A 19823-nucleotide genomic window follows, 5' to 3' on the forward strand; every position below is an offset into this window, starting at 1 on the left:
TTTCATGTGTATTATTTATTGTTGTTTTATTTAAATAGTTCGTTTGTTGTGAATGTTTCGTTAAGTCGTACACCTTTTTCTGTGTGTTTAACCGTAATAATTTCGTTATGCGCATCGTGTTCTAAAAATAAATAGAAGTTGTTGTCTGCAGCCATATTCAAAAACAACTCTTTTTCATCGAGAGTTAATAAAGGTCTGGTATCATAACCCATTACAAAAGGCAACGGTAAATGACCAACAGTTGGTAATAAATCTGCCATAAAGCAAATGGTTTTTCCTTTATACTGTATCATAGGAATCATTTGCTTATCGGTATGTCCGTTAGCAAAGAATATGTCGAACCCTAACTCAGAATTCTTTAAAATAGGATTGTTAGGAACTGAAGTGAATTTTAATTGTCCACTGTCTTGCATTGGCAAAATGTTTTCTTTTAAAAACGAAGCGACTTCACGTCTGTTAGGTTCTGTTGCCCATTTCCAATGATCGGCATTACTCCAAAAGTGTGCATTTTTAAAGGCAGGTTCATAACCTGTTCGGTCTTTATTCCATTGAATACTTCCTCCACAATGATCAAAATGAAGATGCGTCATAAACACATCCGTAATATCATCGCGATGAAATCCGTGAGCGGCTAATGATTTATCTATGCTATCATCTCCATAAAGAAAATAGTACCCGTAGAATTTATCGCTTTGTTTATTACCCATTCCTGTATCAATTAAGGTAAGGCGATTACCATCTTCAATTAATAGACAACGCGCTGCAATATCTATCATATTGCTGTTATCCGCAGGATTGGTACGCTGCCATAAGGATTTTGGCACAACACCAAACATGGCTCCTCCATCGAGCTTAAAATTTCCGGACTGAATAGGATATAATTGCATTTGCAAATTTTTTTATAAAGTCATGCAAATTACTAAAAGCTTTAAAACTAATTGTTGTTAGTCTATATAAATTAGAGGATATTTAACAATTAAGAGCTGTATAATCTTATATCTATTCTAAAAAATAATTACTTTTAGATGTATAAAATGAATTATCAATGAAACGCATATCAAAATCACCACTAAAAATTAAGAAAATTAAACTCTTACGATTTGGTCGCGATTTTAAACCAGACCAACAAGTTATTCTTAGAGATTACTTAGCAATAGAGCGTACCCGATTAGCTAACGAGCGCACGCTTTTATCTTACATTCGTTCGTCGTTATATTTGTTGTTAGGAGCTATTGCTTTATTCCAACTTAAAGACTTTGCTAATTTTCAATACTTAGCATTTACGGCAATTGTCTTTAGTGTGATCTTTTTTATCATTGGGGTTTATAGATTTACCTTATTAAAGAAGAGTTTAAAACGGGTATATTATAAATCTGAAGAAAAAGAAGAGGATAACAAGGGATAACTTTAACTAAGAATCCCTTTTATAACTTCAAAGGAAGCTTTCTATAAAAATAGAATTTAGTATTTTCACGCAAAAAGAACATAGATGTTAGAACTAGCCGGAATTATTATTCTTGGAATATTAGCACAATGGGTCGCTTGGAAATTTAAAATACCAGCAATCTTACCCTTAATTTTAATCGGACTTTTAGTAGGGCCAATTGCAGCAGAATTTTTAAGTGAAGATGGTACCAAATGGATAGAGCCGATTTGGAATGGCACAAAAGGCTTATTTCCTGGAGATAGCTTATATTACTTTGTATCACTAGCCATAAGTATTATTTTATTTGAAGGAGGTCTAACCTTAAAACGATCCGAAATTAAAAATGTAGGCCCAGTAATTACCAAACTAATTACCGTTGGTTCTGCCATTACATTCTTTGGTGCTGGTATTGTAGCACGTTATACATTTAACTTAAGTTGGGATTTATCGTTTCTATTTGCAGGACTTATCATTGTTACAGGACCAACTGTAATAACGCCTATTTTAAGAAACATTCCACTTAAAAAAGATGTCTCAACCGTTTTAAAATGGGAAGGTATTCTTATTGATCCTATAGGCGCTTTAGTTGCCGTTTTGGTATTTGAATTTATAAGTGTTGGAGGTGACAGTGGTTTTACTAAAACAGCTTTAATGGAATTTGGTAAAATTGTATTATTTGGTACCACATTTGGTTTCACGTTTGCCCACGCTTTAGCTTTTGCGATTAATAAAAAGTTGATTCCACATTATTTATTAAATGTCGTATCGCTCTCAACCGTATTATTAGTGTTTGTTGAATCTGAATTATTTGCACACGAATCTGGTTTATTAGCAGTTGTGGTTATGGGCATGGTATTAGGAAACAGTAAACTAGACAACATCAAAGAACTACTATACTTTAAAGAATCGTTGAGTGTCTTATTAATTTCAATTTTATTCATTCTTTTAGCGGCAAATATTGATATTGAAGATTTACTTTTACTTTACACATGGGATACTGCTATACTTTTTGCTATTGTTGTTTTTGTCATAAGACCATTAGCTGTATTTGTAAGTACTCAGGGATCCAAACTAAATCTTAACGAAAAACTGTTTATAAGTTGGGTTGGCCCTCGTGGTATTGTTGCAGCTGGTATTGCCTCACTTTTTGGAAGTAAATTAATGCGACAAGGAGTAGAAGGAGCAGAATACATTACACCTTTGGTGTTTATGATTGTATTAGGAACCGTTTTATTAAACGCCACCACGGCGCGTTTATTTGCAAGACTAGTTGGTGTGTTTTTAACAAAATCTAATGGAATTTTAATTATTGGAGCTTCAAAATTACCACGATTATTAGGGCATTACTTAGTAAATAACGGAAGACATGTCGTTTTAATAGACAGCAATCAAAATAATATAGATAAGGCACACGAATTAGGTTTAGAAGCTTTAAATTCTAATATATATGCTGATACACTTTCAGATAATATTGAATTAAACGATGTGGGTTATATTATGGCAATGACAGGAAACTCAGATATCAATGCTTATGTAATTGAAAAATTCAGCAAAGAATTTGGAGAAAATGGTTCGTATCGATTAGTGACTTCAGATGAAATGAACTTTCCAGAAAAAAGCCCAGTAGAAGGTTTATTCTCTCCGACAGATGACTATATTAATTTAATGGAGGTAACGCGAAAATATCCTGCAATACAAGAAATAGACATAGATGATGCAGCGCATTACGAAAGTCTAATAGAAATGGCGAGTAAGGATAAGTATACTATTCCTCTTTTTATAAAAGATGAAGAAGGAGAACTCCATATTATTTCAGTACATCAGACGAAAATAGAAGCCATAGGAAAAGGTTTTAAATTGGTATATTTAGGTAAACCTTTTGATGTGGAAAAAGTGGCTAATGAAGAGTAACTATTTTTAATATAGACGCTACTTTACTATTGTAAATAAAGCAGTAATTATAAAACTAAAAAGATTCCTATTTACGTAGGAATCTTTTTAGTTTTATTATATAAGTTTAAAATGAAGCTTAATCATTTAGCTTTAAAACAGCCATAAATGCTTCTTGAGGTATTTCTACATTACCGACTTGTCTCATAAATTCCTGCGAAGGCAGGAATCTCCATCAGGCGAACCTTAGATTATGGTATAAAATTCTTAAAAGCTATTGTTTTAAATGAACTATGGAATTAAATCTTATACAATATAGAGGCCTAAATACGATAAAATAAAAATGTTTTTTTGCCTTAACTCAGCACCGTTTTCAAAAGTTTAAGATTCCTTTTTTCAAAGGAATTGGTTAGTCATTTAACTTCAAAACAGCCATAAATGCTTCTTGAGGTATTTCAACATTACCGACTTGTCTCATACGTTTTTTACCTTTTTTCTGCTTTTCTAATAACTTACGTTTACGAGAAATATCTCCACCATAACATTTTGCTGTTACATCCTTACGAAGTGCTTTCACTGTTTCTCTAGAAATAATTTTGGCACCAATAGCAGCTTGAATAGGAATATCAAATTGTTGTCTTGGAATTAACTCCCTCAACTTTTCACACATTTTTTTACCAATGTTTTGTGCATTATCTGCATGGATTAAAGCAGAAAGTGCATCTACAGGCTGTGCATTTAATAACACATCTAATCGTACTAATTTAGAGACTCTCATTCCTATTGGATGATAATCGAAAGAGGCATAACCTTTAGAAACTGTTTTTAAACGATCGTAAAAATCGAAAACAATTTCGGCTAATGGCATTTCAAAAATTAACTCTACACGTTCTGTTGTTAGATACGTTTGGTTGATAATCATCCCACGTTTTTCAATACACAGGCTCATTACGTTACCTACAAAATCTGATTTTGTAATAATGGTAGCTTTTATAAAAGGCTCTTCAACACGATTTACAGTGGTAGGCTCTGGTAAGTCACTTGGATTATTAACAATAAAAGCCTCATCAGGATTTTTGTTTGTGTACGCATGATAAGACACGTTAGGTACGGTAGTAATCACGGTCATATCAAACTCACGCTCTAAACGTTCTTGTATGATTTCCATATGTAACATACCTAAAAATCCACAACGGAATCCAAAACCTAAAGCAGCAGAACTTTCTGGCATAAACACTAAAGACGCGTCGTTTAGTTGCAACTTTTCCATAGAATTACGTAGTTCTTCGTAATCTTCTGTATCCACAGGATAAATACCAGCAAATACCATTGGTTTTACATCTTCAAAACCGGCAACAATATTGGTTGTAGGCTTAGCAAAATCTGTAATGGTATCACCAACTTTTACTTCTTTGGCAGTTTTAATTCCTGTAATTAAATACCCAACATCACCAGCTTTTACACTTTGTTTGGCAACTTGAGTTAATTTTAACGTTCCAACTTCATCAGCGAAATACTCTTTTCCTGTTGCGACGAATTTTATTTTTTGTCCTTTTTTAATTTCACCATCGAAAACTCTAAAATAGGTTTCAATACCTCTAAATGTATTATAAACAGAATCGAAAATCAAAGCTTGTAAAGGCGCATTTACATCACCTTTTGGAGCCGGAATGCGTTCGATAATTGCTTTTAAAATATTCTCAACACCAAATCCTGTTTTTCCACTAGCATGAATGACATCTTCAGGATCACAACCTAAAAGATCAACAATATCGTCCGTAACTTCTTCTGGATTTGCACTTGGTAAATCCACTTTGTTTAACACAGGAATAATCTCTAAATCATTCTCTAATGCTAAGTATAAATTAGAAATCGTTTGTGCCTGAATACTCTGTGCGGCATCAACAATTAATAAGGCTCCTTCACAAGCAGCAATAGATCGTGATACTTCATAAGAAAAATCTACGTGACCAGGGGTATCGATAAGATTAAGTACATATTTTTCGCCTTCATACATATAATCCATTTGAATAGCGTGGGACTTAATAGTAATACCACGCTCACGTTCCAAGTCCATACTATCTAAAAGTTGGGCTTGCTGTTCGCGAGCAGTTACAGAACCTGTAGCGTCTAATAAACGGTCTGCTAAAGTGCTTTTTCCGTGGTCAATATGTGCAATAATGCAAAAATTACGAATATTTTTCATGTCTCTTTTCTAAGGCAATAAGTAATTGGCAAATATAATCGATTTCTTGTGCATTAACGTATCAAATTCAACAATAAAAAGAGTGCTAATTACGGTAAAACCACAGTAGTAAGTAAAAAACAATTTATATCTTGCAGTCAAACCTATTTTATGATTATCCGTTTGCGCCTTTTTTTTTGTGTAGGCATTTGTATGCTTTCTACTGTGGTACTTGCTCAAGATTATTCTATTACCGGTCGCATTGTCGACGCTAATAGTAGTCCAATTGAATTTGCGAATGTTGTTATTTTAACAGAGGTTGATGGTGATTATCTAAAAGGTACTTCAACTGACGATAATGGATTTTTTAGTTTAATTAATTTATCAGAAACAACATTTTACCTCAAAATAAGCTATTTGGGTTTTGAAGAGTTTCAACAAAAAATCGTCCTAACAGGAGATTTAGATTTAAAAACCATTCAACTAAACGATATTCCCGAAAATTTAAATGAAGTCACTGTTATAGCTAAAAAACCAACTATAACACGTAAGCCAGATCGCTTAATTTTTAATGTAGAGAATACAGCATTAATAGAAGGTTCTACACTTAGTGTCTTAAAAAATACACCGGGCATTATAGTTTCAGAAGGCACTATTAATATTAAAAGTACACCAGCAATCGTTTATATTAATAATAGACGTGTACAATTAACTTCCGATGAACTCATTGCGCTATTGGAAAGCGCACCAGCAAATAGTATTAAATCCGTTGAGGTGATAACAAATCCGCCTGCAAGCTATGATGCAGATTCTGGTGCTGTGATTAATATTATAATGAGTAGAAATATAGTAACAGGTTATAGAGGTAGTGTATTTACAAATTATACACAAGGTGTTTTTCCTAGATATAACGGAGGAACGAGTCATTATTTTAAAAACAATAAATTCAACCTTAATCTTAATTACAGTTATACTAAGAATAAAATCAATAGAGACCAAGACGATACCGTGAATTTTTTAGATGACTCAAGAAACATTGAGGAAATCTGGAAATCTAATATCAATAGAAATACCTGGTCCGAAACACATAATCTTAATCTTAATTTTGATTATTATATTGATGATAAAAATACGTTGAGTTTAACAAGCACAGGTTTATACACTCCTTATTATAAGTATCAAATAAAAAATAACACGACTATTACGGATGAAAATTTAGTTTTTCAAGAGCGGTTTACAGCAGATAATTTATCTAGAGATAACAAGTACAATATTGGTACCGATTTAATTTTTAGACGCGATTTTGAAAATAGCGCCAACTTAACATTTAATGCACATTATACCATTTACGATTATAGTCGCGACCAAAATGTATTCACTAATAATTATGATGAGAATAATCTATTTAGTGGAGACTCTGAGTTTAATTCAATTTCTAATCAGAAAACAAATATTATAACTGGTAAAATTGATTACAGTTTACCAATTAATGAGACTTCTAGTTTTGGTACAGGAGTAAAATATTCTAATGTCAATACTGATAGTGACATTACAAAATTAGATGTTGTAGGAAACTCACAAGTCTTAGACGTTAATAATACAGATGCGTTTAAATATGATGAAAAGGTCTTTGCTGCGTATTCTAACTATGCTAAATCTTGGGACAAATGGGAATTAAATCTTGGTCTTAGAGTTGAACAAAGTAATATTGAAGGAGAATCGTTATCCTTAATAGAAACAAATACTCAAGATTATTTTGGCTGGTTTCCTAATGCCAGTTTATCACATCAGCTTTTAAAAGAGGCGAACTTATATGCAACATATAAACGCAGTATAACAAGGCCGAGTTATACGGACTTAAATCCATTTACATTTTTCTTAAACGAGAACACCGTTGTGTTGGGTAATCCTAATTTAGTGCCGACGTATAGAGATCATTATAAAATAGGAAGTAATTTTTTAGAGCACTTTACTGTGGAAGCGTATTATATGAATTATGATGGTGATATTGTAGAATTACCTCGCCAAAATAATCAAACCAATGAAGTCGCTTTTACACCAATAAATTTGGATAAAAAAGTAGAATATGGATTCGATTTTGTTTTTGATTATTATCCAACCAGTACCTGGAATCTCTATGTTGTAACCTCCTTTTATAATATTTCTGAAGAATCTAATTTTGGGGAAGGCTTTGTAACACAAGATCAATGGTCTAATTATAGTATTTTACACAATAGTTTTTCCTTTTTAAAAGATCAAAGTTTAAGTGCGAGTCTGACATTCACATGGATTGGTAAAAATTTACAACAATTTCAAACCGTTGAAGACCGATTGGTCTCAGAGTTGAGTCTATCAAAAACTGTTTTTAAGAAAAAAGGAGTTATTTCTCTAGCTGTTGAAGATTTCTTTAATCTACAAAACTATGAAACGTCAACACGTTATTTAAACCAGTCTAGCTCTGGTTTTGTAAATTTGGATAGTAGATATATAAAATTAGGCTTCCGTTATAAATTTGGTAATACAAAGCTTAATACTAATGAACGTACTACAAGTGCTGAAGAACGCGAAAGGCTTAAAGATTTAAACTAATCTTGCCATTCTGCAATAAACAAGTTCGTATCACGTCCACCTCCATTATTTCGATTAGAAGAAAAGACTAAATACTTACCGTCATTAGAAAACACAGGAAACGCATCAAAGGTTTCACTATGTGTAACACGTTTTAAATTCTTTCCATCAATATCAATTAAGTATAAGTTGAAAGGAAATCCACGTTCAGATTCAAAATTAGAAGAGAACAGCACTTTCTCACCAGAAGGATGAAAAAACGGACTCCAATTCGCATTACCTAAATCAGTTAACTGACGTAAATCAGAACCATCAGCATTACAGATATACAATTCCATATCTGTTGGTTCAACTAAACCTTCAGCTAATAAATCTTTATAATTTTTAATTTCTTCTTCAGTTTTAGGACGCGAAGAACGGAAGATTAGTTTCGTACCATCTGGTGAAAAGAACGCTCCACCATCATAACCTAATTCATTTGTTATTTGCTTTACATCGCTACCATCAATATTCATGGTATATAATTCTAAATCACCACTTCGTGTAGAGGTAAACACAATCTTATCTCCCATTGGAGAAACTGTTGGTTCTGCATCGTAACCCACTTCGTTAGTTAATTGGCTTACAATATTACCTTCTAAATCGGCTACAAAAATATCGTAGGTATCATAGATTGGCCAAATGTATTTTCCGTTTTTTCTAAGTGGGGTTTCAGGGCAGGCTTCATCACCAAGATGTGTAGAAGCATAAATAATATGCTTATTATCTGGCATAAAATACGAACAAGTTGTTCTACCTTTTCCTGTGCTTACCATAGGAGGCGCAATACTATCTGTAAACGTTTGGTTAGCATCCATTATGAACATTTGGTCACACTCAACTCCCCATTTTGTGTTATTAGATTGAAACACTAATTGCTTATCATCAAAACTCCAATACGCTTCCGCATTATCGCCACCATAAGTGACTTGTCTTAAAGACTTAAAATGTACTTCTTCAGGATAGATTAAAGAATCGTATTTTTTAGTCGCACCAGAAGTCGCTTCAGTGGTGGTGTTAGTATCGTTTTTACAAGACGAAAATGTAACGAGTAGAATTAAAATTGAGACGATTCTGTTCATAATTAAAGAATTATAATAAGTGGCTTTTATTACCTAATTTTGTGCAAAAGTAAGATTTATAGATGAAATAAGCCACGATATATCGCTGATATATGATTCAGTGGTAGTTGGCAAAACAAGTTTCTCAAATAAATCAAAAAATAGAATTCGAAATGAAAAGAGCACTAATTTTATTAGCATTAGCGGGATTTGTATCTTGTAAGAACGAACCTAAAGTTGCTGAAAATAATATTAAAGACGATGTTGCATATTTAGCTGATGATAAACTAGAAGGTCGCCAAACCGGAACACAAGGAGAAGTGTTAGCTTCAGAATATCTTATAGAGCGTTTTAAAGCTATTGGAGTACAACCAAAAGGAACGGAAGGGTATTTACAATCCTTTTCTTTTAAGCCTAAAACAGATCCGCATAGCGAAGTAGAATTTACAACCAATGCAGACAGTACAATTACAGGACATAATGTTATTGGCTTTATAGATAATAATGCAAAAACCACGATTGTTATTGGAGCACATTACGACCATTTAGGGTATGGTGGTGAAGGGTCTTTATTTCGTGGTGAAGAAAAAGCCATACATAATGGAGCAGATGATAATGCAAGTGGGGTTGCGGTAATGTTGAATTTGGCTAGTCGATTAAAAGTAAAAAATGACCAGGCTGAAATTAAAGACACAAATAATTATTTATTCATGGCGTTTTCAGGGGAAGAAATGGGCTTATTAGGCTCTAATTACTTTTCTAAAAATCCAACTATCGATGCCGAATCTATTAATTATATGATTAATATGGATATGGTTGGTAGAATGAAAGCCGATAGCACTTTGGCTGTTTACGGTACAGGAACGTCTCCGATGTTTAAACAAACTTTGAAGTCTAATAATGATAAATTCAAAATTGTAGAAAATGAAAGTGGAGTAGGACCTAGCGATCACACGTCTTTTTATTTAATAGACATTCCGGTGTTGCATTTCTTTACAGGTCAGCATGAAGATTACCACAAACCAGGTGATGATTCTGATAAATTGAACTATGACGGCATGAATCTAATTTCAGATTACATCTTCGATATTATTACTGATTTAGATGATAATGGAGAATTAGCGTTTCGTAAAACAAAGAATGAAAGCGAAGAAACACCACGTTTTAAAGTCGGACTAGGCGTTGTGCCAGATTATTTATACGATGGAAAAGGCATGCGAATCGATGGTACACGAGAAGATACTCCTGCATTTGCTGCTGGTTTACAAAAAGGTGATGTGGTTCTTAAATTAGGAGACAGCACTATAACAGATATGATGAGTTATATGCGAGCATTATCTGTTTTTGATAATGGTGATGAAGCTGGTATTACAGTAAAGCGTGGAGAGGAAACAATAGATACTAAGGTTCAGTTTTAAAAATAAAGCTAAGAACATCATAATTAATATATAGATAGACCTTGCAAGTTTTAAAACTTGTGAGGTCTTTTGATAAAAAGCATTAATTTTGCATCAAAATATATACTCTTGGTTAAAATAGGCGACATAGAATTACCAGACTTTCCATTGCTTTTAGCACCTATGGAAGATGTAAGCGATCCTCCATTCCGTGCATTGTGCAAGGAGCAAGGAGCAGATGTCGTTTATACAGAGTTTGTATCTAGTGAAGGTTTAATTCGTAATGCAGCAAAAAGCGTTATGAAATTAGATATCTACGAAAAAGAACGGCCAGTTGGTATCCAGATTTTTGGTGCCAATATGGAAAGCATGTTGCAAACTATTGATATCGTCGAAAAATCGAATCCAGATATTATTGATATCAATTTTGGTTGTCCGGTTAAAAAAGTAGTCTCAAAAGGTGCAGGAGCAGGTATTTTGAAGGATATCTGTTTAATGGAGCAATTGACTGCCGAAATGGTAAAGCGCACTAATTTACCTGTAACTGTGAAAACCAGACTTGGTTGGGATCACGATTCTATTAAAATTGTTGAGGTTGCAGAACGTTTACAAGATGTAGGTTGTAAGGCGATATCTATACATGGTAGAACCAGAGCACAAATGTATAAAGGTGATGCTGATTGGAAACCGATAGCAGAGGTAAAGAATAATCCACGTATGCATATTCCTGTGTTTGGAAATGGAGACATCGATACGCCTGAAAAAGCGATGTTAATGCGCGATTCTTATGGTTTAGACGGAGCTATGATTGGTAGAGCGTCTATAGGAAATCCATGGTTTTTTAAACAAGTGAAACACTTTTTTGAAACAGGTGAACATTTAGGACCTATTTCATTAGCAGAGCGTGTGGATGCGGCCAGACGTCATCTTCAAATGGCTATTGATTGGAAAGGGGAGACCTTAGGTGTTTTTGAAACCCGAAGACATTACACGAACTATTTTAGAGGCATTCCACATTTTAAAGAATACCGAATGAAAATGGTGACTAGTGATGATTCTAAAGATGTATTTGCAGCTTTTGATGAGGTATTGGATGTGTTTTCTGATTATCAGTTTGTTTAGCAAAGCTTAAGCACCAAGCCACAAAAACTAAATTCCAAAAAAAGTAAACTCTAGTTATTATCTACTATCTTTTTTTCTTTGCGGATCTCTGTGTCAACTCTGCGAAGCTCAGTGTAGTCATGATTCTCGCGAAGTCACAAAGGCGCAAATCTGGATAGATTTTTTTAGTAAAATTTATTGAAAGAATAGCATTTATTTTTCTCTGTGAATCTCTGTGCAATCTCCGCGTAACTCTGTGTAATAATTGTTAAGTCACAAAGGCGCAAATTAAGATGAATAGGTAATTGTAAATCCTAAACTAATTTAGCTATTTATCAAGCTAGGAGTAATTCGCTGAGAGGCAATTTTAGAAGCCACAATTCCTAGTCCAAAAATGGTTATTAAAACAATAAGGACATTAAAAAAATTAATACGAACAGGATACGCTAAATCTGGAGTTAGCATTACAAACTCAAAAGACTGTTGTGTAAATACAATTAGTAATCCAAGAGTAACTCCAATAAGTCCACTCACCACCGTCATTAAACTACCCTGTAAAAAGAAAATAGATTTAATAGTTTTGGTTTCCGTTCCTAAGTAATATAAGGTATTGAGTGATTTCTTCTTATCTAGAATCATCATTATAATCGCACCTATAACATTGAATAATGCAATGATAATGACTAAAGTAAAGATGAGGTAGATGGCAAGGTTTTCGGTATTCAACATTTTGAATAACGCATCATTTAATTCAGCCCTGTTTTTTATGTTGAATTTATCTCCGAAGGCAGTTTCAATTTGAGACCTAATAAGATCTTCATTAGCATCAGAATTCAATTTAATCTCAATAGCACTGCGCTGGTTCTCTTTATAATTAAGTAATTGTTTAGCCAGTTCAATATCCGAAAAAACATAATTATTATTGTACTGCTCGTTGATATCAAATAGACCAACATTATTCACATAGACTGAATTATAATAGCCCTGAATAGAAGTGGCTTGACCTTTTCCAACCTTGGGAACATAAAAGGATAGTGGCTTTAAATAATCGAGAACACCAAAAGAGAGATTATTAGAAATTCCCCAACCAGAAACAACTTCATTACTATTAGGAGTAATCCAATTTCCTTTGGTTACCATTGAGTCAATACTCGTAACATTTTGGTAATTTTTATCTACACCTTTTAGGGTGGCGATAAGATTTTTATTTTCAGATTTAATAAAAATGCGTTCTTCAATAATTTCGGAAGAGGCTGCAATACCTTCAATTTTTAAAAGGGACGTATGATCATTTTCGGACCATTGAAACGATTTACCTTCAGAAGGTATTAATTTCAAATCAGGATCTACAAAAGTGGAAAAATTAAGACTATAATCCTTTAAACCCGCAAATACAGATAACACAATAAAAAGTGCTGCTGAAGCAATAATGACGCCACCAGAAGCAATTAAGGTCATTATATTAATAGCATTATTACTGCTTTTAGAAAACAGATAACGTTTTGCTATATATAAAGGAAAATTCACTTAAGATTTTTTACGCTTGCCTAATAAGTCTGGATTCTCTAATGGATTGTCTTCGCCTTTTAAAGAACGCTCAATACCATCAATATATTCTAAAGAGTCATCGATAAAAAATTCTAATTGTGGCATACGTCTAAGTTGGTGACGTGTACGTTGCGCCAACTCGTGCCTAATAAGAGGCTTATTCGATGTAATCCCTTCGAGTAAAGGTTTTGCTTCTTTATTAGGGAAAATACTTAAGTAAACCTTTGCCACAGAGAGATCTGTAGTTACATTTACTTTGCTTACTGAGATAATAACACCTCGCAAACCACCATCGGTAGCTGCTTTTTGTAAAACCTCTGCTAAATCTTGTTGGAGGATACCTCCTATTTTTTTCTGTCTTTGTGTAAATTCTTCCATGATGATTATTATAACTAATCGTCTGCAAAAGTAGAGGTTATTTAAGGATTATCTTATTTTTGAGTGTAGAAAATGATTATTACTAATGATAATTTTAAGAATTAAATAAAGAGATACCTGCTTTCGCAGGCATAAAGGATGAAAAAAATAGAACATATAGGAATCGCTGTTAAGGACATTGAAAAATCGAATTCACTTTTTAAAGCCTTATTTGGCGAAGACCATTATAAGATTGAAGATGTTGAAAGTGAAGGAGTAAAAACTTCATTTTTTAAATGTGGTCCTAATAAAATTGAATTGGTTCAGGCTACTAATGAGGATAGTCCGATTGCAAAATTCATTGAGAAAAAAGGAGAAGGCATGCACCATATTGCTTTTGCGGTTGATGATATTGAACAAGAAATAGAGCGCTTAACAAAAGAAGGTTTTACGATGATTCATAAACAACCAAAAAAAGGTGCCGATAACAAATTAATTGCTTTTTTACATCCAAAATCCACTAATGGGGTTTTAATTGAGCTTTGTCAAGAGATAAAGGATTAAAACGATTTATTTTTCTTGTAGAGTTTTAAAATATGTAGTAATATTGCACTCTCTTTTAAATAAGAGTAAAATTAGCAGCAATGTTAATGGGTCCCATAGCTCAGTTGGTTAGAGCACCTGACTCATAATCAGGTGGTCCTTGGTTCGAGCCCAAGTGGGACCACTGCAATAAAGACAAGCCTTTCGAGAAATCGAGAGGTTTTCTTTTTTTTGCACCAGTACAACATCTGTACAACAATTGGTGTTTCTTTTGTTTTCATTTATTCTTATCTTTAGAATGTGGAACGATTAGGTGAAATATTCGCGAATTGGTTATATCATAGTAGAAAGGAATTTAAACTTCTCTGGGTAAGATATGGCTTGTTAACCACTGACAAACTTTCTATTGTCGTTTTAATATTATTTTGCATAATACCATTAACGCTTTATTTTTTAATTTCTACTGTAGCTTATTCCTTGATGCAAATTATTGCAAGCTACATTTTCGTTACATTATTATTTAGTTTGTCATTGTTGATGGTGATTACTTGGTTTAAATCTGAAGAATTGTTCAAAAACAATATACAAGGTTTTTCTTTTTTACAGTTGTCTCAATCAAGAATCGATACCGTTTTTTTTGGTTTTGATAATAATGATGTTGAGAATCTTTTGAGGTTAATCAATGGGCTCCCCGCAGTGCAAAAAATTGTAATAAGAGAAACTCCTAAGAACAAACAATCTGGAAACATTCGTTTTTTATTTACTTTTTTGGATTTGATAGTGCGTGGAGGGATCTTTAGAATGGAAACCAAACCCAAAGAGTCATTAAATATCCTTATGTCGAAACGCTTTACGTTTCAAGACTCAGAAATAAATCAAAATACGCTTCCTTCGAGTTACTCCAAATGGTGTTCTGCGACCGAAGAAGGGAGTTATGATGATATGCGAAGGGACATTTCAAATGCGTTGGGTATCTCTTAATATTTATAATCTTTCAATTTATAGGGAAAACTTAGGGCAATCCTAAAGCAATCGGCATTTCTCTATTGTTTTTACTGTATTTAACGTCATATGTTTGTTCTGTACAATTAAAGTGAAAGGCCTTTTACTCATTATTAATTCTTAAACATAAAGATTATGAATGAGCAAGAAAATGTTGTGGAGTTATTGCAGGATATTAAAGGTCTGCTTTCACACAGCAAAAAAGTATTGAATATCAATGACCTTGTCAAATACACAGGTTTGTCCAAGAGTAAAATATACAAACTTTCGCAGTTAAAACTCATACCAACAGGCAAAAACAAACACATCCGTCAACTATTCTTCAGTAAAGCAGAGATTGATGAATGGCTTTTAGGAGAACCCAATCTTTCTGATGAATTCTTGGAATTGCAGTTTAATAAACAGATGCTACGAAATAGAAAATCAGGATTATGAATGACGCAACATACATCCGAGTGGGAACGTCCTATTATAAATCGGTACAAGTGCCAACTATTGCTGGACATTTTAATGAAATCATTGTACCATGGACATTGGAAACAATTCGACAAGATCATGGAAGAAGTTTTATTGGTACCATAAAAAAATATGATGGGTTCACTTGTCTTCCAAGTCATATTGACTTTCAAAGGGAGTGTCATGGTTTCTACAATACGTATGCTCCCTTGCCACATAAACCTGAAGAAGGTGAATTTCCTTATACTTTAAAACTATTGAACCATATTTTTGGTCAGCAGTTGGATATAGGGATGGATTATTTACAGTTGTTATTCGAAAAGCCCATCCAGATACTACCCATCTTATGTTTGGTGTCCAAGGAGCGTTCTACAGGTAAGACGTCCTTTCTAAAATGGCTAAAAATGATTTTTGACAATAATTTGACTTATCTGACCAATGATAGCTTCAGTAGCCAATTCAATGCAGATTGGGCCAATAAGCTTTTGATTTGTATAGACGAGGTGCTTTTTAATAAAGAAGAATTGACAGAGCGGATTAAGTACTTGAGCACAACCAATTTTAATAAAATTGAAGCTAAAGGAAAAGACAAAAGAGAAGTAGAATTCTTTGGGAAATTTATTCTTTGTAGTAACAACGAGGATAACTTTATTAAGATAGACAACAATGAAACCCGTTTTTGGGTATTGAGAATACCTTCCATAAAAAAAGAGGAAACACGGTTTCTTGAATACTTGGAATCAGAAATTGCTGCATTTCTTTACCATTTACAACATCGTAAATTGATTAGTGTAAATAAAACTAGAATGTGGTTCTCTCCTTCGCAAATTAAGACCAAAGCTTTGGAAAACTTAATGCAGAACAACAGAAATCGTGTAGAGAAAGAGCTTGCTAGTATTCTTCTTAGTGCCATGGAGACTTTGGAGATAGAAGAAATATGTTTATGTCCACTAGATGCCCTTCAGCTATTGAGCCGCACACGTATCAAAACGGATCTTACTCAATTGAGACATATTCTTAAAAGGGAATGGAAACTAGTGAATCAAGATAACTCGATGGCTTATAGTAAATTAATGATTTGGCAAGACGGAGGGTTAGGGCGGATAGATGCCAAGGGGAGATACTATTCTATAAATAAGGATTTTCTAACGGAGTATTTCTGTGAAGCTTAGAATACGATGAAATGATGATAAAATGATGATGTGGAAATCTATTATTTACAGGTAATACAAGAGGTTATGATTAGATCTCGTAAAAAAGGCAGATGAAAAGAAAAACACATTACCATATTAGACTTTTTTTGATGAAACGATGACAGATAGTGCTAAATCTAGTAAAAACAAGGGCTAAGGTTGTCATCAAAATGTCATCATTTTATCATCAAAAAAATAATGATGACGGATTGCTATAAAAATACACGAATGATGAAATGAGGTTAAAAAGATAATACGTAGACCTAATAAGAATGTGTCTTGAGGGTGTTGTTATCATATCAAATAAAATATCTTGAAACATATTGGCTTATGAAAAGAAAAATAAACTGTGAAAGAGCCCGAACTTTTTCCATCGAAAAAGCGCTGGCAAAACTCGGGCACTTTCCAGAAAAGACAGCGGAAAAAGAAGCTTGGTTTCTAAGTCCTTTCAGGTCAGAAACCCAAGCCTCTTTTAAAGTTTCTAAAACAAGGAACCGATGGTATGACCACGGCGAGGGTGTAGGCGGAAACGTAATAGACTTAGTTTGCAGAATTTTAAAGTGTTCAATTAAAGAAGCTTTGGAATTCTTGAGTGAAAATATAGCGACTAAATCACTCTTATTAGACGAAATTTCAAATGAAGAAGTGTCATGTATTGTAGTCACAAGCGTAAAGAAGATAACACATCCTGCTTTGATCCAATATTTAAATAGTAGAGGTGTTCCATTGGGAATTGCCAAATTCTATTGTAAAGAAGTTTGGTACACGTTTAATAACTCCAAGTTTTTTGCCATTGGTTTAAGGAACAATAAGGATGGTTGGGAATTGCGTAACAAGATTTTTAAAAATAGTTGCAGCCCAAAATTCTATACATATCTTCAAAGAAATAAATGTCAATTAATCATGTTGGAAGGGATGTTCGATTTATTATCCTTGGCGGTTTTAAATGAAACACTATTAAAAGACTCTGATGTGTTGATTTTAAATTCCATTTCATTTATAAAACAAATAGAGACGAGAATTTTGAATTATCAAGCTGTTCATCTCTACTTAGATTGTGATTCAGCTGGACAAAATGCGGCTCAATATTTAACGACAAAATACAGTCATGTTAAGGACAAAAGTGACTTCTATAAAAACCATAAAGACTTAAACGAATTTTTGTGCCATGAGAAAAGAAGAAATCATTAGTTCAGTTGATGAACAGAAGCAGGATCTAAAGATTCCTACTGAATTACTAAAACATTCTGATACTTTGGATTTGGATTTAAAAATGGATGCAACCGGTAGGGAAATTGTTCTGGGTAGGAATTCAAGATGTGTGTCTGTGGACACATTCTTGTTTGCTCCCGATGGTCGCAAAGAAAAAAAAGGAGTGTTTACGGCGAAAAAAGCCCTCGTTAAATTTAGATGTTCTGTATATGAGAAGAAGCTTTTAAGTATTAAAGCAGCAGCAGCAGGATTGAGCCTGAGTGAGTATATCCGACGTGCTGTATTTGAAAAGGAAATCAAAGAACGTTTTAAGGAAGAGCATATTGCAATCTATAAAATGCTCATTAAGTATCATAACAATTTTAAGGCCATTGGAAATATGTACAGAAAACGAAATCCCAAGTTGACAGAAGCGGTCTATGATTTGGCGAATGAAATAAAGGCTCATCTTAAAAAAATTCAACAATGATAGGAAAGGGTAAAAGTATATCACATACCAAAGCATCGATGTCTTATGGTTGGAATCAAGAAAAGGATGCAGAAATTGTATTGAAAGAGTTTCTTCATGGAGATTCACCAGCTGAAATCACTCAAGAATTTAAAATGCTCCAGAACCAAAATTATCATTGCTCAAAAAACACGTTATCATTTGTAATAAGCCCGACCATAGACGATGGCAAAAAATTGGATAAATCGAAATTATATAACATCACAAAACAGTTTATCAACGAAATGAAGCTTGGAGAACGACAGGCTATAGCTTTTGTTCATCAAGATAAAGATCACAAGCACATTCATTTGTATGTCAATCGCATTGATTTCAAAGGTGTAGCTTATAATGACAGTTTTATAGGAAAGCGAAGTCAATTAGCGGCAGAAAAAGTAGCTGAATATATGGGCTTAACTACTGTAAAACAAGTGCAATTTGAAAAGGAATTCAACCTAAGAGAAATACGAACTGAAATCAAACGCAGACATGATCTAACCATGAGACAGTTTAAACCGAAATCTTTTGATGACTATATAAAGGCAATGGAGACCAATAAGGTTAAAGTCATTCCAACGATAAACAATCAAAACAAATTACAAGGGTTTCGGTTTGAATTTCAAGGGCATAATCTAAAGGGCAGTGAAGTGCACCGAAACATGTCTATAGGTAATGTAGGGAAACAAATAGCAGGCATTGAAGGTGCGCAAATCTTAAAGGGTACAACGGCAGGTGTTAAAATAGCAGGTGAAATGGTTGATCTCACGCCAAACATCGCTTTAAAATTGTCCAAATTCATATTGAAAAAAGTAATTAAGAAGGCGATACAAATAGGCACTTCATATTAAATTAAAAAGATAGAATCATGAAAAAACTAGAAGAACAAATGACACTAATGGTTAATGAGATTAACGATTTTAGAAATGGTGTAGAGCAGTTAGAAAAAATAAAGGATCAATTGAAAGCAACCAAAATCAAAATGGATTTAGCAGACTATAAAACTACTATTGAAATCCATAAGCAGCAAATGACATCTTGCTTAAAATCTATAAAAAGCTTTGAAAACCGTTTTGAGAATACGATTATGCAGGCTAAAATTTATCCGAACTGGGCTGTGGTGATGTTCGTTGTTAGTGTTATAGGCAATGTAGTACTAGTTTTATATCTGTTTATGTAGTAATTCACATTAATATAGGTTATCTTATTGAGTCTTTATGCTTCAATAAAATATTCACATTATCTAAAAACTCACCTTCATCAAAGGGGAGTAATTTATTGGCTAATTGTAAGGTCTTACGAATATCCAATCCATCATCTTCAGTTCCATTAGAGTTATTGACATGACTGGCCATTATACA

At 33.4% G+C, this 19823-nt stretch carries 18 protein-coding genes and 1 tRNA gene; 14 read left to right on the forward strand and 5 right to left on the reverse strand.

What is annotated here, in order from left to right; translation table 11 throughout:
• Window positions 1-26: 26 nt before the first annotated feature.
• Window positions 27-887 carry an MBL fold metallo-hydrolase gene (locus DFQ09_RS14715; RefSeq protein ID WP_115811657.1) on the reverse strand — a complete coding sequence of 287 codons (861 nt, stop codon included), beginning with the start codon at window positions 885-887 and terminating at the stop codon, window positions 27-29.
• 158 nt (window positions 888-1045) lie between these two features.
• Between DFQ09_RS14715 and DFQ09_RS14720 the strand changes: the two genes are divergently transcribed.
• Entirely contained in the window at window positions 1046-1405 is a 360-nt protein-coding gene (locus DFQ09_RS14720; RefSeq protein ID WP_218845050.1) for a DUF202 domain-containing protein, read from the forward strand.
• Between the two features lie 84 nt (window positions 1406-1489).
• Complete coding sequence (locus DFQ09_RS14725) at window positions 1490-3337, forward strand: cation:proton antiporter (protein WP_115811659.1); 1848 nt, start codon at window positions 1490-1492, stop codon at window positions 3335-3337.
• A 388-nt stretch (window positions 3338-3725) separates the two neighbouring features.
• Here DFQ09_RS14725 and lepA read toward each other — a convergent pair whose 3' ends face one another.
• Window positions 3726-5522 (reverse strand): translation elongation factor 4, encoded by a 1797-nt coding sequence (lepA, locus tag DFQ09_RS14735; protein WP_115811661.1) that lies wholly within the window; start codon window positions 5520-5522, stop codon window positions 3726-3728.
• 192 nt (window positions 5523-5714) lie between these two features.
• On the opposite strand from lepA, the gene DFQ09_RS14740 reads away from it, so the two are divergent.
• Entirely contained in the window at window positions 5715-8090 is a 2376-nt protein-coding gene (locus DFQ09_RS14740) for a TonB-dependent receptor domain-containing protein (protein WP_245940366.1), read from the forward strand.
• On the opposite strand, the gene DFQ09_RS14745 is transcribed toward DFQ09_RS14740, so the two are convergent.
• On the reverse strand, window positions 8087-9190 hold the full coding sequence (locus DFQ09_RS14745; RefSeq protein WP_115811665.1) for a TolB family protein: 1104 nt from the start codon (window positions 9188-9190) through the stop codon (window positions 8087-8089). The genes DFQ09_RS14740 and DFQ09_RS14745 overlap by 4 nt on opposite strands.
• A gap of 152 nt (window positions 9191-9342) precedes the next feature.
• Here DFQ09_RS14745 and DFQ09_RS14750 point away from each other — a divergent pair, with 152 nt between their 5' ends.
• Together DFQ09_RS14750 and dusB are read left to right on the forward strand one after the other, a co-directional pair.
• Complete coding sequence (locus DFQ09_RS14750; RefSeq protein WP_115811667.1) at window positions 9343-10587, forward strand: M28 family peptidase; 1245 nt, start codon at window positions 9343-9345, stop codon at window positions 10585-10587.
• Window positions 10588-10695: 108 nt separating this feature from the next.
• A complete protein-coding gene (gene dusB, locus DFQ09_RS14755) occupies window positions 10696-11688 on the forward strand; it encodes a tRNA dihydrouridine synthase DusB (RefSeq protein WP_020897397.1) in 993 nt (330 codons plus the stop codon).
• Between the two features lie 303 nt (window positions 11689-11991).
• Here dusB and DFQ09_RS14760 read toward each other — a convergent pair whose 3' ends face one another.
• The gene (locus tag DFQ09_RS14760) at window positions 11992-13194 is read right to left on the reverse strand and encodes an ABC transporter permease (RefSeq protein ID WP_115811668.1); all 1203 of its coding nucleotides are present in this window, start codon (window positions 13192-13194) and stop codon (window positions 11992-11994) included.
• Window positions 13195-13593 carry a 30S ribosome-binding factor RbfA gene (gene rbfA / locus DFQ09_RS14765; RefSeq protein ID WP_020897400.1) on the reverse strand — a complete coding sequence of 133 codons (399 nt, stop codon included), beginning with the start codon at window positions 13591-13593 and terminating at the stop codon, window positions 13195-13197.
• A 138-nt stretch (window positions 13594-13731) separates the two neighbouring features.
• Here rbfA and mce point away from each other — a divergent pair, with 138 nt between their 5' ends.
• From mce to DFQ09_RS14810, 9 genes are all read left to right on the forward strand, one after another.
• Window positions 13732-14136 carry a methylmalonyl-CoA epimerase gene (gene mce, locus DFQ09_RS14770; protein WP_115811670.1) on the forward strand — a complete coding sequence of 135 codons (405 nt, stop codon included), beginning with the start codon at window positions 13732-13734 and terminating at the stop codon, window positions 14134-14136.
• Between the two features lie 89 nt (window positions 14137-14225).
• Window positions 14226-14299 (forward strand) — tRNA-Ile (locus tag DFQ09_RS14775).
• 116 nt (window positions 14300-14415) lie between these two features.
• Complete coding sequence (locus DFQ09_RS14780) at window positions 14416-15096, forward strand: hypothetical protein (RefSeq protein ID WP_115811672.1); 681 nt, start codon at window positions 14416-14418, stop codon at window positions 15094-15096.
• A 156-nt stretch (window positions 15097-15252) separates the two neighbouring features.
• Window positions 15253-15552 (forward strand): helix-turn-helix transcriptional regulator, encoded by a 300-nt coding sequence (locus tag DFQ09_RS14785; protein ID WP_115811674.1) that lies wholly within the window; start codon window positions 15253-15255, stop codon window positions 15550-15552.
• A complete protein-coding gene (locus DFQ09_RS14790) occupies window positions 15549-16745 on the forward strand; it encodes a primase-helicase family protein (protein WP_115811676.1) in 1197 nt (398 codons plus the stop codon). The genes DFQ09_RS14785 and DFQ09_RS14790 overlap by 4 nt, the downstream gene beginning before the upstream one ends.
• A gap of 351 nt (window positions 16746-17096) precedes the next feature.
• Window positions 17097-17957, forward strand: a complete 861-nt coding sequence (locus DFQ09_RS14795; protein WP_115811678.1) for a toprim domain-containing protein — start codon at window positions 17097-17099, stop codon at window positions 17955-17957.
• Window positions 17935-18447: a mobilization protein MbpA gene (mbpA, locus tag DFQ09_RS19095; protein WP_245940367.1), complete on the forward strand. Its 513-nt coding sequence runs from the start codon at window positions 17935-17937 to the stop codon at window positions 18445-18447. Before DFQ09_RS14795 ends, mbpA begins: the two co-directional genes overlap by 23 nt.
• A complete protein-coding gene (locus DFQ09_RS14805; RefSeq protein ID WP_115811680.1) occupies window positions 18444-19313 on the forward strand; it encodes a relaxase/mobilization nuclease domain-containing protein in 870 nt (289 codons plus the stop codon). Before mbpA ends, DFQ09_RS14805 begins: the two co-directional genes overlap by 4 nt.
• A 17-nt stretch (window positions 19314-19330) precedes the next feature.
• Window positions 19331-19642 (forward strand): DUF6730 family protein, encoded by a 312-nt coding sequence (locus DFQ09_RS14810; protein WP_115811682.1) that lies wholly within the window; start codon window positions 19331-19333, stop codon window positions 19640-19642.
• Window positions 19643-19823: the final 181 nt, after the last annotated feature.

The organism is Winogradskyella pacifica, assembly GCF_003386275.1.
Classification (GTDB): Bacteria; Bacteroidota; Bacteroidia; order Flavobacteriales; family Flavobacteriaceae; genus Winogradskyella; species Winogradskyella pacifica.

What these genes read in the sequence shown, in the direction of transcription:
- DFQ09_RS14795 (WP_115811678.1), top strand. Translation starts at nt 17,097, where the DNA reads ATGAAAAGAAAAATAAACTGTGAAAGAGCCCGAACTTTTTCCATCGAA.
- DFQ09_RS14790 (WP_115811676.1), top strand. Translation starts at nt 15,549, where the DNA reads ATGAATGACGCAACATACATCCGAGTGGGAACGTCCTATTATAAATCG.
- rbfA (WP_020897400.1), bottom strand. Translation starts at nt 13,593, where the DNA reads ATGGAAGAATTTACACAAAGACAGAAAAAAATAGGAGGTATCCTCCAA.
- mbpA (WP_245940367.1), top strand. Translation starts at nt 17,935, where the DNA reads ATGAGAAAAGAAGAAATCATTAGTTCAGTTGATGAACAGAAGCAGGAT.
- DFQ09_RS14810 (WP_115811682.1), top strand. Translation starts at nt 19,331, where the DNA reads ATGAAAAAACTAGAAGAACAAATGACACTAATGGTTAATGAGATTAAC.
- DFQ09_RS14785 (WP_115811674.1), top strand. Translation starts at nt 15,253, where the DNA reads ATGAATGAGCAAGAAAATGTTGTGGAGTTATTGCAGGATATTAAAGGT.
- mce (WP_115811670.1), top strand. Translation starts at nt 13,732, where the DNA reads ATGAAAAAAATAGAACATATAGGAATCGCTGTTAAGGACATTGAAAAA.
- DFQ09_RS14725 (WP_115811659.1), top strand. Translation starts at nt 1,490, where the DNA reads ATGTTAGAACTAGCCGGAATTATTATTCTTGGAATATTAGCACAATGG.
- DFQ09_RS14740 (WP_245940366.1), top strand. Translation starts at nt 5,715, where the DNA reads ATGCTTTCTACTGTGGTACTTGCTCAAGATTATTCTATTACCGGTCGC.
- DFQ09_RS14745 (WP_115811665.1), bottom strand. Translation starts at nt 9,190, where the DNA reads ATGAACAGAATCGTCTCAATTTTAATTCTACTCGTTACATTTTCGTCT.
- DFQ09_RS14720 (WP_218845050.1), top strand. Translation starts at nt 1,046, where the DNA reads ATGAAACGCATATCAAAATCACCACTAAAAATTAAGAAAATTAAACTC.
- DFQ09_RS14805 (WP_115811680.1), top strand. Translation starts at nt 18,444, where the DNA reads ATGATAGGAAAGGGTAAAAGTATATCACATACCAAAGCATCGATGTCT.
- lepA (WP_115811661.1), bottom strand. Translation starts at nt 5,522, where the DNA reads ATGAAAAATATTCGTAATTTTTGCATTATTGCACATATTGACCACGGA.
- DFQ09_RS14715 (WP_115811657.1), bottom strand. Translation starts at nt 887, where the DNA reads ATGCAATTATATCCTATTCAGTCCGGAAATTTTAAGCTCGATGGAGGA.
- DFQ09_RS14750 (WP_115811667.1), top strand. Translation starts at nt 9,343, where the DNA reads ATGAAAAGAGCACTAATTTTATTAGCATTAGCGGGATTTGTATCTTGT.